This is a genomic window from Desulfoluna sp. (assembly GCF_030145185.1).
In the GTDB taxonomy this organism is placed as follows: Bacteria; Desulfobacterota; Desulfobacteria; order Desulfobacterales; family Desulfolunaceae; genus Desulfoluna.
Map to the genome: position 1 here is coordinate 1 of NZ_JAQYWB010000047.1, position 14,295 is coordinate 14,295.

The window sequence follows — 14,295 nt, forward strand, 5'->3', positions numbered from 1 at the left end:
CATACGATAAAATTGGTTCCATACCTGCCTCCATGATTTTGGCTCTGTGCGTTATTTTCTTAATATAATGCATAATCCACGCTTTTCATGGAGCGCAGGTTCTACTTGGCAATCATTATGTCTACAGGTTGCCAACAATACCCAATGTACAGAGTTTATACTGCACAAAAACCTGCTTTCAAGGTGTTTTTGCCTAACCCGGCTCGCCCGAAGGGTGAGAAAATCAAACAGAATACCGTGGATTACATTTTGCATTTTTGAAACGACTTAAAATATTACTACAAAGAGCTGTAATTACGAATTATTCCTAAGTCCTGATTGTTTTCTCATGAAATATCCGGGTTAGGGCTGAATCGTTACTTCTCACCACGCTTTATCTATGCCCAAAGGGCAAAAACTGCCGAACCCCCGCCACGTCCAGCACCACCCCATCTGCCGTAATCATCACCACCTTTGCGCCGTCCACGCCGGCACCTTCCCGCATAATCTGGCTGTTGATGACCGCGATACGCCGGGAGGGCGTGGCAGACCACCGAACGCCTTGAAGGTGGTAGGTGGAGGCATCGGCCGCCGGGAGGTTCCGGACCTCTTCAGAGGAAGGATCGGGCGCAGCCCCCCCTGGCATCGAATCGGGTTCTGAAAGGGGAGGGACCCCAGCCGTGGCCACGGTCTCTTTCGGAGGGTCGGTCTGAATTATTTTTTGCAAGGGAGGTTGGGGGCTCATCGGCGCTGATGCTCCAACGTCCGGACTGATTTTTTCAGCGGTCGGTGTGTGGACAGGGCCTGTCTCCGGGGGCACCCCGGGGGCCACCACCCGAAAAACCGAGGTCTTCTCAGATATTTTTTCGGGGGCTTTTGTGAAAGCCGCCCGATGATCCGACCGATGATCCACAGGAGCCGCCACGGCTTTTACAGCCACCGATGCCGGAACCACAACAGCGGCGGAAGGAGACGGCACAAGCCCTTGGACCAGATAAACCCCCGCCACAGCCACCCCCACTCCGGCCACGAACACCGAGAAAAGAGATAAAAATCGTCGTTTGCCCCGGGGCTTCGGGTCTGCTACCTCTGAAAAGGACGTCACGCCACCGCGCCGTTGGTCCTCTTCCATACGTTTCAATGCCTCAAGAACTGAGCTCATGGTGTCTCTCCTCCCTGCCGCGCCTGGGGCGTCCTCGGCGAACCGGGATCGGGCAACCCATTTTTTAACGCACTGGCCAGGGCCACGCGGGTGAGCGCCCCCACCTTGCCGTCCCTGAGAATGCCATAGGTATCCTGAAGGGTGTAAACCGCCGCCAGCGTTCCCCCGTCAAACAGACCATCCACAGAGACCTGGATGAATCCCGCCCTGGATAAAGCCGACTCCAGGGCGATCACCTCCTGGGGCCCGGACTGTGCCGTCACCACCTCGGAAAAGCCCAGGGGGTTGGCGCAGGCGATGATGGCCCGCCCCGCCCAGAGCCGCGCCGCATCGGATCGGGAAAGTTCCACGATCCCCTTGGACGAATGAAACCGCAGCAAATCCCGCTCTCCCTCCCCCTCATAAACCAGGGCCAGTGGCCTCCGGTTTCCGGCGTCAAAAAGCACCAGGGTCGGCAACTGAAACGCCAGGGCCAGATCAAAATCTTCATCCACGGGCATGACCTCCATGCCCATCGGGGCGGCCGCTGCAGAAAAAAGAAGGTAAGAATCACCAATGGGAGGGAGTTCAGACACCGTGACCTCATGCCCCCACTGTTTCATGATCCGTTGAATTCCCCAGGGAGTCGAATTCGAAATACCCGCGTCATCAAACAGATCGAACAGGCTGTAGGTAACGGGCTCTTCCATAACAGGCAGAAGACCGGCTCCGGGTTCCGCCGGAGAAGCGGAAACCGGTTCCAGAGTCGGGGCCTCTTCCGCCACAGGCACCGAAATTTCAGCCTGGGCTGACGCCAGCGACGGCGGGGGAACAGGGGCCTGAAAAGACCGCCCGAAAACAAACATCCCTGCCGCAAGGATCAACGCCACCCCAAGGAGAGCGCCCCTCCACACCCAGGGAGACCGCCCCAGAAAGGGCACCTGCATATAGGGCCGATCCGACAGCTCCGCGAGGGCCTCCTTCACGGAGGTCACATCCACCCGTTCTCTTCCAGCCACATAGGCGCAGAGAAGCGCCCGGTCACAACAGATGTTGATGACGCGTGGGGTCCCCCGAGAATAACGAAACACCCGTTCCCTCGCCCGCCGGGTAAAAAGAGAGGCGTTTCCGTCAAAAGAAGCCCTGACCAGACGGTGGACGATATAGCGATGGGTCTCCACCGCGGAGAGAGGCCGCAGACGGCAAGCCAGAGAGATCCGCTGGGCCAGCTGCCGGAGTTCATAGCGCTCCAGCATCACCCCAAGCTCCGGCTGTCCGCACAGAACGATCTGAAGCAATTTGGCGCGGGTGGTCTCCAGGTTGGAGAGGAGGCGAAGCTCCTCCAGGACCTCAATGGAGAGGTTCTGGGCCTCGTCGATCACAAGGAGCGCCTTGTTCCCGGCTTCCCTGTTTTCAATGAGAAATCCCTGAAGTGCTGCCGTGAGGTCGGACCGGCTGGTGGAGTCGGTGGAGACCCCGAAATCCCGGTTGATGGACTGAAGCAGCTCCACGGCGTTCAAGGTGGGATTGAAGATGCAGGCCACGGCCACCGTCTCATCCAGCCCGTCAAGAAAGGTCCGCAACAAGGTGGTCTTGCCGGTCCCCACCTCTCCGGTGAGCTCCACAAAGCCCTCGCCACTCTCCAGCGCATAGGTCAGGTGCCCCAGGGCCTCCTGATGACAACGGGAAGGAAACAGGTAGGAAGGCGTCGGCACCAACTGAAAGGGCCTCTCCCTCAAATGGAAATGTTGTCGGTACATGTTTGTTGCCTTCGCTTGTGAGTGAAAACATGGGACCACAGAGAAACACTTGGGCCTTGCTCATCGTTCGGGCCACGGTCATAGAAAAACGGGTGTTGGAAAACAGAACGGAGAGGGGCCATCGGCTATGGGCGATCGGAAGAAGAGCCGCTGCGCTTTGGCTTTTAGATTCGGGCCTTAGTCATCGTTTCGGCCACATTTTTTGATAGATCTCGAGCGTGGTTCTCTCTCGTTCCCAGATAGAGCCCGGCACTTACCCATGAAGTGTTGCGATAGCAAAACGTGTACAGCATTATCACAAGGGTAAGTGCCGGACAGAGCCTGGGAGCGAGAAAAACAAGCAATTTCCCCATGAAATATCCGGGTTAGATTCGTTATCGCCCAAGGGGGAACCCTGGGCTGACGTTTATTCGTACAGCTTTCGAAAATCTCGGTTGGTGCGGATGTATTTACGCCTGAGCTTTGGTTTTTCAATTTTACCGGTGGGGTTTCTCGGCACCTCACCAAAAAAGATTTTTCTCGGGCGTTTGTAGCGGGGAAGATTCTCGCAAAAGGACTCCAGGGCATCCCGCGTCATCGAGCGCCCCTCCTTGATCATAACCACCGCAGCCACGACCTCCCCCAGACGATGATCGGGGTAGCCGATAATGCCCACATCCTGGACATCGGGGTGGGTAATGATGTGATTTTCGATCTCCACAGGGTAAATGTTCTCCCCGCCGGAGATGATGAGATCTTTTTTGCGGTCCACAAGCCAGATAAAGCCGTCTTTGTCTTTTCGGGCCATATCTCCCGTGCGGAGCCACCCATCCACGATGCACCGGGAGGTCTCTTCGGAATTTTTGTAGTACTCGGTCATGACACCGGGGCCTTTCACAATCAGCTCTCCGGTTTCGCCCCCGGGCAGAGGCGTCATGTTCAAGGAGACCACTTCTGCCTCCCAGCCGTGACCGGGCAAGCCGATGGCACCCACCTTGTGTTCGTTTTTAATGCCGAGATGAATGCAGCCGGGCCCCGAGGATTCGGTCAGGCCGTAGTTGGTATCGTACGCATGGCGGGGAAAAAGTTTTTTCCACTCGTCGATCAGGGAGGGCGGCACAGGCTGAGCGCCGATGTGCATGAGCCGCCAGGCATCGAGATTGTAATCGGTGAGCACCACATCCCCGTTTTCAATGGCAATCAGGATATCATGGGCCCAGGGAACCAGCAACCAGATGATGGTGGCCTGCTCTTCGGAGGCGACTCGCAGAATATACTCAGGTTTCACCCCCTTGAGGATCACCGTCCTGGCGCCCACCTTGAAGTTCCCGAACCAATGCATCTTGGCGCCGGTATGGTAGAGAGGCGGAATACAGAGAAAGTTGTCGAGATGGGTCTGGCCATGGTGGGCATTTTCCACCTCGCAGGCGAAGGCAAGGTTCCCATGGGTAAGCCGCACCGCCTTGGGGGTGCCCGTGGTGCCGGAGGTAAAATAGAGGGCTGCGGTGTCTGCCCGGGTCAAAGAGACCGGTTCCATCGAGGCCATGTTGCCGTCCAGAAGGCTCCCCAGGTGAATGGCCCACTGGGGGCAACGCCGGACCGGGCCATCGAAAATCCAGTGGCGTACGGTGGAAGAGAGCCCCTCCCTCACCTCTTCGAGGCGACCGATGAACTCCTCTCCGAAGATAAACACCTCCGCTTCGGAGACGTCGGTGCAGAGGGCAATCTTTTCAGCATCAAATCGAAAGTTCAGGGGCACCACCCAGGCGCCGGTGCGAAGGATGCCGAAATAGATAGGGAGCCACTCCAGGGAATTGCTCATCAGCTGAACCACCCGCCCCCCTTTTCTCACCCCCATCCCCTGAAGGGCGACGGCAAGTTCTGTGGCATACGCATCAAATCGGGACCAGGTGATTTCACGCCGGAGATTTTTTGCGGGCTCGCGTTCAATGAGAGAGGTCTCGCAACCATAAAGGGAGGCGTTTTCGGCCAGTATATCCGTAATCAGCATAAGGAAACCCTGTAAAAAATGGCACCGTCAAAAGCCGCATTGAGAACGAATCGCGGTGACAGTCGACCGCAATGCCTGCCAGCACCCCGGATCGAACCTTCTGCGAGGCCATTAAATAATGATCAAAGCCACAGAGCCTTATCGTTGAAGACCCTGTACGAGGAATCGTTCTAAGAAAACTTATTTCATAACACAGGCCCTGAAGAACCTCTACCCCTGATCACACCCGGCGCCATGAGCGTATGACGGCAGACCCTGCAACGAAAACCGCCCCCACCGGAAACGCACCAACACATACCGGACCGAGGGCCTTGCCCAAGCCCTGTTTATTCTCTATAATAGATAAGTTAACCACATCACCTTTCGAAGTGAGGTGGCGCCCCTCTCCTCCCCCATACCCCACCGACAGCACGGGAGACCGTCATGGCCCACATCTCAACCCCCCCTAAACCACAGGGGCTTTATCTCTCCATCGGGGTCCTTCTGATGCCCACACTATCCCAGGCTGCCTCCGAGGCCATGGACACACACCTCACCACCACCCCCTGGGGCCTTGGCGTCCTGGCCCTGATGGCGCTAATGCTCCTCCTCTACTGGAACCGCACCTTAAAAAAGCGGATGATCCTTCTAACAACAAAGAATATCGCCATCACCCAAGCGATGAAAGAGAGCACACTGAAAGCCACCTATGCCATGGAACAGAGTGCCGCCGTGCTCAACACCGTGCCCAGCCCCGTTTTTTACAAAGACCGCCACGGAACCTACCTCGGCTGCAACCAGGCCTTTGCCACGATGATTCTGGGCATTGCCCCCGACGATATTATCGGTAAATCCCTCACCGACATGCCCGACAAAATTCCTCCGGAGCTGGCAAAAAAATACCATGCCAAGGACCAGGAGCTCATTGATTCCCCGGGGACTCAATTCTACGAAGCCCGTGTCAGATGCGCAGATGGAGAGACCCGTGAGTTCTTTTTCAGCAAGGCCACCATGGTGACCCCAAAAGGAGAGGTGGCTGGCATTGCCGGGGTGATGCTGGACATCACCCAGCGAAAAAAAGCGGAACAGGATCTCAAAGAGAGCCGGGAACGGTTTCGATGCCTTCAGGAGGCCTCCTTCGGCGGAGTGATCATCCATGAGCGGGGACGCATCATCGACTGCAATAAAACCCTGGCCGACATCACCGGGTACAGCCAGGAAGAGCTGGTGGGCATGGACGGCCAAACACTCATCAGCCCCGAATACCAGCTCCAGGCCAAAAGCAACATCCTCGCCGGCCAGGAAAAGCCCTTCGATGCCATGGGGATTCGCAAAGATGGGACCCCCTTCCCCATTGAGGTCAAGGGCCGCATCCTGTCCCTCCACGGACGCATGGTCCGCATGGCAGAGATCCGCGACATCACCGAACGTAAAAAATCCGAAGAAGAGCGGGAAGCCCTGATTGCAACCCTTGACAGAGCCAACAAAAAACTGAGCGAGCTGTCCACCATCGACGCCCTGACCGGGCTTTACAGCAAGGGGCACATCATCCCCCTGCTTGATCACGAGTTCAAAAAGAGCAAGCGGACCCATCGACCCGCCACCCTGATCCTGGCCGATATCGATGGCTTCACACATATCAACCAGATCTACGGGCACCCCTTTGGAGATCGTGTCCTCCAGCGCATCAGCCGACTGCTCTTAGCATGCGTTCGAGAGGTGGACCTGGTGGGACGCTTCGGCGGGGATGAGTTCCTGATACTCCTCCCCGACACCGACCTGGGAGCCTCGGAAAAAGTCACCGGACGCATTCACTCTTCGCTGCGCGAGCTCTCGTGGCGCACCCCGGATTTTTCGGCCACCCTCAGCATGGGCGTGGCCGAATACGACCCCGATCGGAACAACGACCCCCTCAAAGAAGCCGACCGCCGTCTCTCCAAAACCCGAAAAAAAGAGAGCCACCCCTTCCGGCGGGAGTAACAGGGGCCTCATCTATCAAAATAAGCGCCCGCGGCGACGCTCCTTTGTAAAGGGAGAATCCGTCTTCTCCTCCGCCCATCGCACCATGTTTCGGATCATTCCCTGAAACACAAGGGCATGGAACGGAAGCACCGCAAACCAGTAAAGGCGCCCCACCAACCCGGACGGATAAAAAATGGCGGTCTGATGAATCACCACCCCTCCTTTGTCCTGTTTCACTTCAAACTCCAGCCACGCCTTGCCCGGCAATTTCATCTCAGAGATCAACCGTAAAAGCTGCCCCTCTTCGAACCGCTCCACACGCCAGAAGTCAAGGTGATCCCCGCTTCGAAGCTCACGCCGGTAGGGCCGCCCGCGCCGCACCCCCACCCCGCCCATCCAGAGGTCCACCGCCCCACGAATCTGCCAGAGGAAATTAAAGGCATACCAGCCATTGCGACCGCCAATCCGGGCAAAAGCGGAGAAAGCCCGCCCTGCAGAGGTACGGACCCGTCGTTTTCTCTGATCTATGTACCGAGCCCCCATCCAGGAGGTTTCAGGCCCCGGGGGTTTGCCTCCGGCCGAGGAGACCGCATCGGTCCACCGGCTTTCTGCAAAGGCGCGCTCCTCATTCATCAGGGCCCTTCGAATCGCCTCCCGGGCGCTCATGGGCTTCACGGTAAAAAGCTTCCGGGCCACCGGATCACTCACCACCGTCTGATTTCGCACCCCCTCGATGAGCTTGCGGCCAACCCGTGCGTACACCGGCGTCACCAACCCCAGCCAGAGGCTGCTGACCGCCGGGGTTAAAACCGGCACCGGGATCATCAGACGAGAAAAGCCCCGCTCCTTTGCATAGGCCTCCATCAGGTCCTGATAAGAAAGCGGCTCCGCCCCCCCGACCTCCACAATCAAACTCTCGGTGAAGGGCAGCCCCACGGCCTCGGTCAGATAGCGAATCAAATCTTCGATGGCAATGGGCTGGGCCATCACCTTAACCCACCGAGGCAGAAGCATCACAGGAAGCCGCTCGGTCAACGCCCGAACCAGCTCAAAAGAGAGGCTGCCCGACCCAATGACAATGGACGCTCGGAACTCCAGTGTAGGAACCGGCGAGGCCCTCAAAATCCGTCCCACCTCCTGGCGACTTCGAAGATGCACCGAAAGGGCCTCACCAGAGCCCAGCCCCCCGAGATAAATAATCTTCCGCACGCCGGCCCGCGCTGCCGCTGAAGCAAAATTTTCCGCAGCCTTCCGGTCCATCCCCTCAAACCCACCGGACGCGCCCATGGAGTGGATCAGATAAAAGGCCGTATGAACCCCTTCCAGGGACCGATCCAGAGACGCCACATCAAAAACGTCCCCCTTGATCACCTCCGTTCCCTCCGCGGCCCGAGGCCTGAGAAAAGCCGCTCGCCTGGCCATGCACCTCACCCGGAGGCCTTCCCCTTCGAGGACCCGCAACAAACGCCCTCCCACATACCCCGTGGCTCCGGTCAGCAAAATCAATGGACGGTCATCCATGGTTCACTCCTTAATTTATTGGGAAAAGCATAACTCCGGCGGCAAGGTGACGCCACCTTGAGAGCGTGTTTGCGATTGTGCTTCGGCCGTCGTCATTCCTGGTTAAAAGGCGTCCGCATTCGCGTGAAGGGTGAGGGTCTGCATTGGACGTGGACAGCGCATGACCTGGCGGCACATCCTGAACCGCGGGTTTGGCTGTTATTCAGGGGCTTCTCCGCCCTGTCGCCCTATTATACACCACCTCATCCCACGAGAAAGACGTTTTGTCTCAAAGGGTTGACACAGCATGGACAAAAAAGAAAAAGGCGTGTTAAGTTAAAATTATTTTTAAAAGATCCCCACAGGCACACTGCTTTATTCATCGGGTTTTTCATGATGACTCCCTAACGAGCTGGCCCCGATCCTCACTGCCGGCATAAGCCTCACCCCTTTCCACCACACAACAGGCTCCGGCCAGGCAAAGCCCATTCGACATCTATAACCGACCCGTCTAATCCAAGGAGGCACGATGTTTGAGACCCTTTTCTCTCCTATCACCATCCACCACCTCACCCTTAAAAATCGCATCGCCTACCCATCCCTGGGCCTGCTTTACAGCTGGGACCGAAAGTTAAACGACCGCTACCTGCACTACTTCACCGAGATCGCCCGGGGCGGCGCCGGCATCGTCACCGTCGGCCCCGTCGGTGTCGACTTCCTCGGCTCCGGCCTGGCCGTCCTCGGCCTGGACCACGACAAGCCCATTGCCGACTTTAAACGTGTCACCGATGCCATACGGGCCGAAGGGGCCTCCCCCTGGATTCAACTTTTCCACGCAGGGGCTTACTCCCACCCCATCCTCATCAATGGAGAGACCCCCTTAGGACCCTCGGCCGTCTACTCGAAATACACCAAGGCCACCCCGAAGGAGATGACCTCAGAGGAGATCCGAACCGTTCAGAGCGCCTTCGCCGATGCCGCCGGGAGAGCGGTAGAGGCCGGATTCGACGGCGTGGAGATCATTGGGTCGGCGGGATATCTCCTCACCCAGTTCCTCTCCCCCAAAACCAACAAACGCACCGATGAGTATGGCGGCAGCTTTGAAAACCGCCTGCGCTTCCCCACCGAGGTCATTGCGGCCTGTAGAAAAACCGTGGGGAAGGCCTTTCCCCTGTCCATCCGCATGGCTGGAAACGACTTCGTCCCCGAAGGCAACACCGATGAAATCACCCCCCTTATCGCCCGGGCCTATGAAAAAAGCGGGGTCAACCTGATCAACGTCACCGGTGGCTGGCATGAATCAAAGGTCCCCCAGCTCCCCATGGACCTGCCCCGCGCCGGGTACGCTTACCTGGCCGCCGCCATCCGAAAAGCGGTGACGGTTCCTGTCATGGCCTCCAACCGCATCTCCACCCCCATGGACGCGGAGCGCCTCTTAAACGACGGCTACTGCGACATGGTCAACCTGGGCCGCGTCCTCATCGCCGACCCCTTCTGGCCCGCCAAGGCCAAAGCGGGAAGGGTCGATGAAATCCGCCCCTGCGTGGCCTGCTCCCAAGGCTGCACCGACGAAATTTTCAGCGGCAACCCCGTCTCCTGTATCGGCAACCCCAGGGCCGGATACGAGGCGGAGCGGATCATCAAGCCCACCGCCTCACCTCAAAAAATCATGGTGGCAGGGGCAGGGCCTGCTGGCCTCGAAGCCGCCGTCACAGCGGCTCAAATGGGCCATGCCGTCCACCTCTTCGAAACCCGGGACGCCATCGGCGGGCAAATCGAACTCGCGGCCGCCCCGCCCCACAAGGAGGAGCTCCTGGAATACATCCGTTACTACCGGGCCATGCTGACCCGCCACGGCGTCACCGTCTCCCTCTCCACCCCGGTCACACTTGATCTCATCCGGGCAGAACAGCCCGACCATATTTTTGTGGCCGAAGGGGCCGCACCGGCGGTCCCCCCCATTGACGGCGCAGATATCGAAGGCATTCTCTCCTCCTGGGACGTCCTGAAAAAAGACCGTCCCCTAGGGCATCGGGTGGCCCTCATCGGCGGTGGTGCCGTGGGACTTGAAACCGCCCTTCATATTGCCGTCAAAGGCACACTCTCCCCGGAGATGTTCCACTTTCTTTCTATTCACGACACCGAACCCCCTGAAAAGTTGAGGGAACGGCTCTTCAGCGGCAACCATGAGGTGACCGTTTTTGAAATGGCCCCTCGCGCCGGAGGGGATCTCGGCCGCTCCACCCGATGGGTCATGATGAACCATATCAAACGATACGGGGTGCACCTTGTTACCGGCGCCCGGGTGACCGGGCTTTCGGCGAAAAAGGTCACGGGGCTTTCGTCGAAAAAGGTCACCTGGCATGATGGAAACGAAAAATGGAGCCAAGAATTTGACACGATCATCCTGGCCACCGGGTCCCAATCGGTGACGGCTCTTTCCGACCGGCTGCCCGAGCTCGGCATCCCTTTTACCCGCATCGGTGACGGGCTGACCCCCGGAAAATTCAACCACGCCATCCACGGAGGATTCCTGGCCGCGCTTCAGCTGGACGCCCCAGGCGCACCCTGAAAACATCGAAGACCCCCATCTCTGCCGCAAGGGGCCGATACCTTGCGGCCGGGTCGCCATAACAAAGAGCCATACACCCCCAATAAACTACGTCTACAACATATTTTAGAATCAATTAATCACCCGTCGAAGCATTCCCTAAAATTAAGGTATCAATTGATTTTAAAGCCCTGCTAAGATAGAATACCTCTTTCGACAAGGCAGATTGGCTTGGGTTGATTGTGAATCGCATACAACATACCGGCAGGGCCTTTCCCTGCCAGCCTGTATGGCATAATCAAAGGTTTCCGTGTTCAACCCGAAAGATGAATGCATAAGGAGAGAGTAAAAAATGCAGAGCGACTACTATCTGGTGGAGAAAGATGGCCCCATAGCCACGGTGTGGCTCAACCGGCCCGAAAAGAAAAACGCCATGAACCCAGCAGCCTGGGTCGACAGCGTGGGCGTCTTCAAAGAGCTGGATGAAGACCCGGAAGTCCGCGTCATCATTGTGGCCGGCAAAGGAAAAGACTTCTGCGCGGGCATCGACCTCTTTGAAATCATCGGCCTGCTCCCCGAGCTCCTCGATCCGGAACAGAAAGGGGGTGTCAAGTGGCCCCTTCTGGGCAAACTCATGATGATGCAAGACGGCCTGACCATCATTGAGCGCATCCGCAAACCGGTCATTGCCGCCGTTCAGGGCAAATGCATCGGCGGCGGGCTGGACCTCATCTGCGCCTGCGACATCCGCCTGGCCACGGAAGACGCTACCTTCTCCCTGAAAGAAGCCGCCGTGGGCATGGTCGCCGATATGGGTGTCCTTCAGCGCCTGCCCCTGATCGTGGGCCAGGGCATTGCCCGTGAGATGGCCTACACCGCCAAATTCATTGATGCCCCAAGGGCCCTGAAGGTCAACCTCGTCAACGAGGTGTTCCCGGATGTCGACGCCCTCCTCGAAGGTGCCCGCGCCCTGGCCACTGAGATCACCGAAGCGGCCCCGATTGCCGTCCAGGCCTCCAAAGATGTACTCAACGCTGCCATCACCTCCAAGATTGACGAGGGGCTCAAATACGTGGCCGCGATCAGTGGCAACATCGTCCCCTCCAACGACCTCATGGAGGCGGTGACCGCCATGGGCGAAAAACGCGCACCGAAATTCACCGGGACCTGATCCACCCAGACCCCCGATAAAATTCAAAGCCCCCCCTTCTGCCTGGCACTTTCCAGAGCGGAAGGGGGGCTTTTTACGATCACCTTGAAGCCCTATCCCGCAATAAAAATCGGCCCCTTTTAAATTGTGAAAAACCATGACATAGTCGAAACAACCAGACACCCTTCCACCCTCGCAAACGGCCGATGATGAACGGATACGTAAAAGCCATCTCAAAATGCGCGGCAGCCTTGTCCCTGTTCCACATCGCCGCTACCCTCTTTGTGCGAAAGAGCAACCTCCTCCTCCTGGCCAAGACCCAAACCGTGACGGAGGCAGGATTTCTGGCCCTCCCCAATCCGGCAACCCGACCGCCCCTGGACAGTTGGGAAGCGGCCCTCTGCGGCGCCCTCTTCTTTACCCTGACCTCAGGAGCCCTTGCCCTGTGCACCGGAATTTTTGCCCCGTCTCTCCACCGGCTGGGCCTGCTTTCCCGCAAGAGGGCCATGGGCCTTCATGTCGTCTTATGCCTCCTCTTTTTTCTTCTCATCGGGGTCACCACGAAGACCACGCCCCTTCTCATCGGCGCTGCCGGGGTTTACCTTATCCTGCTGCCATCCGGTGAACGGGTCACACGGGTTCGTCTCACCTCTCTTCTTATCCATGCCCTGATCCCGGTGCTCTTGGCCCTATGCATCGCAGGCACCCATGTGCTGCTCCCACAAGGGCTCTTCAGCGGATTCCGGGATGCCTTCCTCTTTGACAACCCGGCAGGAAACGCCGTCCGAAATTTTTACTATACCTATACTCTGTATCCTGCGGAGGCCTTCAAAAGCCCGAATCAAAAGAGTCAATTAACGGTTCATGTCCCTGGTGCGCCCGATCCCGCCATCACATCCGCACTCCGGAAAATGGGCCATCTGCCGGTTTCAACCGGACCCTGGGATTACACACTGACCCGGAACGAGGGCACCCTTTCCCTTTGCACCGCCAAGGTGGAGCACACCGTCAATACGCAACAGTTTCTCACAGACCCCACCCCGGTGTTCCGAGAGTTTGCACAAAAAGCCGATGCCTTCGCCCCCTTGCGAACGCTCACCTGGTATGCCCTGTTTACGGGGTTCCCTCTCCTCTTTTATCTTCTTTTTCACACCGTCATCACCCTCATGGCCGGGCTCTTTTGCCCCCTCGCGCTGGCGGCCCGAATATCCACCGTCGGCGTGGCCGCGTTCGCGGCCTTTTGCATGCTCCTTCTCGCCGTGGGGCTCTCCCTTCCAGAGGGTACCCAAACGGCCCTTGACGACCTCTCCACTCTGTCGAAAGAAAGCACCGACGCCACCGGAGTCATCACCCGGGCCATCGATCATGAAAGCGCCCTGGTACGATACCGCGCCGCCCTGGCCATCCCCAGTATCCGAGCCCCCCGCCTGAAGCATGCACTTCTTCTCCAGATGTCCAAAGACAGAGACATCAATGTGGTGTGTCAGGCCCTGGGCGCCATGGGAAAAACCCGGGAGCCCCGCTACCTCCGAGAGCTGGAAGAGGCCGTGCGCACCCGACCGGAATGGTACGTGCAATGGTATGGATATCGCGCCATGAGGAGGCTGGGATGGCGACCAAACCCCAGATAAAACAAAGCGCCACAGCCCTTCTTGGGGTCCTGTTGATGGAAACAGCCATGCGGCTTCTGCCCCCCATGGCACCCCCCCTGGCCTCCCTCCTCATCCTTCGCACCCTTCAGCTTGGAGTCATGGCCCTGTGTCTTAAAAAACAGTTCATCGAAGGTGGGTTAGGATGTCTTTCACCTGAAGCCCTCAAACGAGCCTTTGTAAAAGGCGTGGCCTGGTCCCTGGGGTTTGGCGCCTTCGCGGCCACTTGCGCCGTGGTGCTGGCCCTTTCAGGCATAAATCCCCTGGGCCTCATCAGGATGCGACTGCCACAAGACCCCACCACCCTGGCCCTCTTCTTCCTCACCGGCGGCCTGGTGGCCCCCATCGCCGAAGAGTTCTTCTTCCGCGGTATCCTCTACCGCCTGCTCCGCCCCTTTGGCATGATTCAGGCGATCCTTATCACCACCCTTCTTTTTGCCGCAGCCCACGCCATACAAGGCGGCTTGCCCGCGACACAGCTCGTGGGGGGACTTCTTTTTGCCGCCGCCTTTGAAAAAGAGGGCCACCTTCTCGTCCCCATCATCATCCATGCCGCGGGAAACACTGCACTCTTTACTCTTTCCCTGATATAAGGCATTATTGATAGGATTCACTCGCCTGATTGCAAGGCCAT

General features: G+C 58.0%; 9 protein-coding genes. 5 read left to right on the forward strand and 4 right to left on the reverse strand.

Going from position 1 to position 14,295, the window contains the following annotated elements:
- Positions 1–373 precede the first annotated feature (373 nt).
- The 3 genes from Q1Q75_RS15245 to Q1Q75_RS15255 form a co-directional block, all read right to left on the reverse strand.
- Positions 374–1,141, reverse strand: coding sequence for a general secretion pathway protein GspB (locus Q1Q75_RS15245; protein ID WP_300672359.1), 768 nt, complete (start codon positions 1,139–1,141; stop codon positions 374–376).
- On the reverse strand, positions 1,138–2,880 hold the full coding sequence (locus Q1Q75_RS15250) for an ExeA family protein (protein ID WP_300672361.1): 1,743 nt from the start codon (positions 2,878–2,880) through the stop codon (positions 1,138–1,140). The genes Q1Q75_RS15245 and Q1Q75_RS15250 overlap by 4 nt, the downstream gene beginning before the upstream one ends.
- A gap of 406 nt (positions 2,881–3,286) precedes the next feature.
- Positions 3,287–4,870 (reverse strand): AMP-binding protein, encoded by a 1,584-nt coding sequence (locus Q1Q75_RS15255; RefSeq protein WP_300672363.1) that lies wholly within the window; start codon positions 4,868–4,870, stop codon positions 3,287–3,289.
- Positions 4,871–5,293: 423 nt separating this feature from the next.
- On the opposite strand from Q1Q75_RS15255, the gene Q1Q75_RS15260 reads away from it, so the two are divergent.
- Positions 5,294–6,829: a sensor domain-containing diguanylate cyclase gene (locus tag Q1Q75_RS15260; protein ID WP_300672365.1), complete on the forward strand. Its 1,536-nt coding sequence runs from the start codon at positions 5,294–5,296 to the stop codon at positions 6,827–6,829.
- Positions 6,830–6,844: 15 nt separating this feature from the next.
- On the opposite strand, the gene Q1Q75_RS15265 is transcribed toward Q1Q75_RS15260, so the two are convergent.
- A complete protein-coding gene (locus tag Q1Q75_RS15265; protein ID WP_300672367.1) occupies positions 6,845–8,332 on the reverse strand; it encodes an SDR family oxidoreductase in 1,488 nt (495 codons plus the stop codon).
- A gap of 508 nt (positions 8,333–8,840) precedes the next feature.
- Here Q1Q75_RS15265 and Q1Q75_RS15270 point away from each other — a divergent pair.
- The 4 genes from Q1Q75_RS15270 to Q1Q75_RS15285 all read left to right on the forward strand — a co-directional run bounded on the left by Q1Q75_RS15270 (position 8,841) and on the right by Q1Q75_RS15285 (position 14,254).
- Positions 8,841–10,883, forward strand: coding sequence for an FAD-dependent oxidoreductase (locus tag Q1Q75_RS15270; RefSeq protein ID WP_300672369.1), 2,043 nt, complete (start codon positions 8,841–8,843; stop codon positions 10,881–10,883).
- Between the two features lie 331 nt (positions 10,884–11,214).
- Entirely contained in the window at positions 11,215–12,033 is an 819-nt protein-coding gene (locus tag Q1Q75_RS15275; RefSeq protein ID WP_300672371.1) for a crotonase/enoyl-CoA hydratase family protein, read from the forward strand.
- A gap of 185 nt (positions 12,034–12,218) precedes the next feature.
- Positions 12,219–13,643, forward strand: coding sequence for a HEAT repeat domain-containing protein (locus Q1Q75_RS15280; RefSeq protein ID WP_300672373.1), 1,425 nt, complete (start codon positions 12,219–12,221; stop codon positions 13,641–13,643).
- On the forward strand, positions 13,622–14,254 hold the full coding sequence (locus tag Q1Q75_RS15285) for a type II CAAX endopeptidase family protein (RefSeq protein ID WP_300672375.1): 633 nt from the start codon (positions 13,622–13,624) through the stop codon (positions 14,252–14,254). The genes Q1Q75_RS15280 and Q1Q75_RS15285 overlap by 22 nt, the downstream gene beginning before the upstream one ends.
- Positions 14,255–14,295 lie beyond the last annotated feature (41 nt).

What these genes read in the sequence shown, in the direction of transcription:
- Q1Q75_RS15250 (WP_300672361.1), bottom strand. Translation starts at nt 2,880, where the DNA reads ATGTACCGACAACATTTCCATTTGAGGGAGAGGCCCTTTCAGTTGGTG.
- Q1Q75_RS15260 (WP_300672365.1), top strand. Translation starts at nt 5,294, where the DNA reads ATGGCCCACATCTCAACCCCCCCTAAACCACAGGGGCTTTATCTCTCC.
- Q1Q75_RS15285 (WP_300672375.1), top strand. Translation starts at nt 13,622, where the DNA reads ATGGCGACCAAACCCCAGATAAAACAAAGCGCCACAGCCCTTCTTGGG.
- Q1Q75_RS15245 (WP_300672359.1), bottom strand. Translation starts at nt 1,141, where the DNA reads ATGAGCTCAGTTCTTGAGGCATTGAAACGTATGGAAGAGGACCAACGG.
- Q1Q75_RS15275 (WP_300672371.1), top strand. Translation starts at nt 11,215, where the DNA reads ATGCAGAGCGACTACTATCTGGTGGAGAAAGATGGCCCCATAGCCACG.
- Q1Q75_RS15265 (WP_300672367.1), bottom strand. Translation starts at nt 8,332, where the DNA reads ATGGATGACCGTCCATTGATTTTGCTGACCGGAGCCACGGGGTATGTG.
- Q1Q75_RS15270 (WP_300672369.1), top strand. Translation starts at nt 8,841, where the DNA reads ATGTTTGAGACCCTTTTCTCTCCTATCACCATCCACCACCTCACCCTT.
- Q1Q75_RS15255 (WP_300672363.1), bottom strand. Translation starts at nt 4,870, where the DNA reads ATGCTGATTACGGATATACTGGCCGAAAACGCCTCCCTTTATGGTTGC.
- Q1Q75_RS15280 (WP_300672373.1), top strand. Translation starts at nt 12,219, where the DNA reads ATGATGAACGGATACGTAAAAGCCATCTCAAAATGCGCGGCAGCCTTG.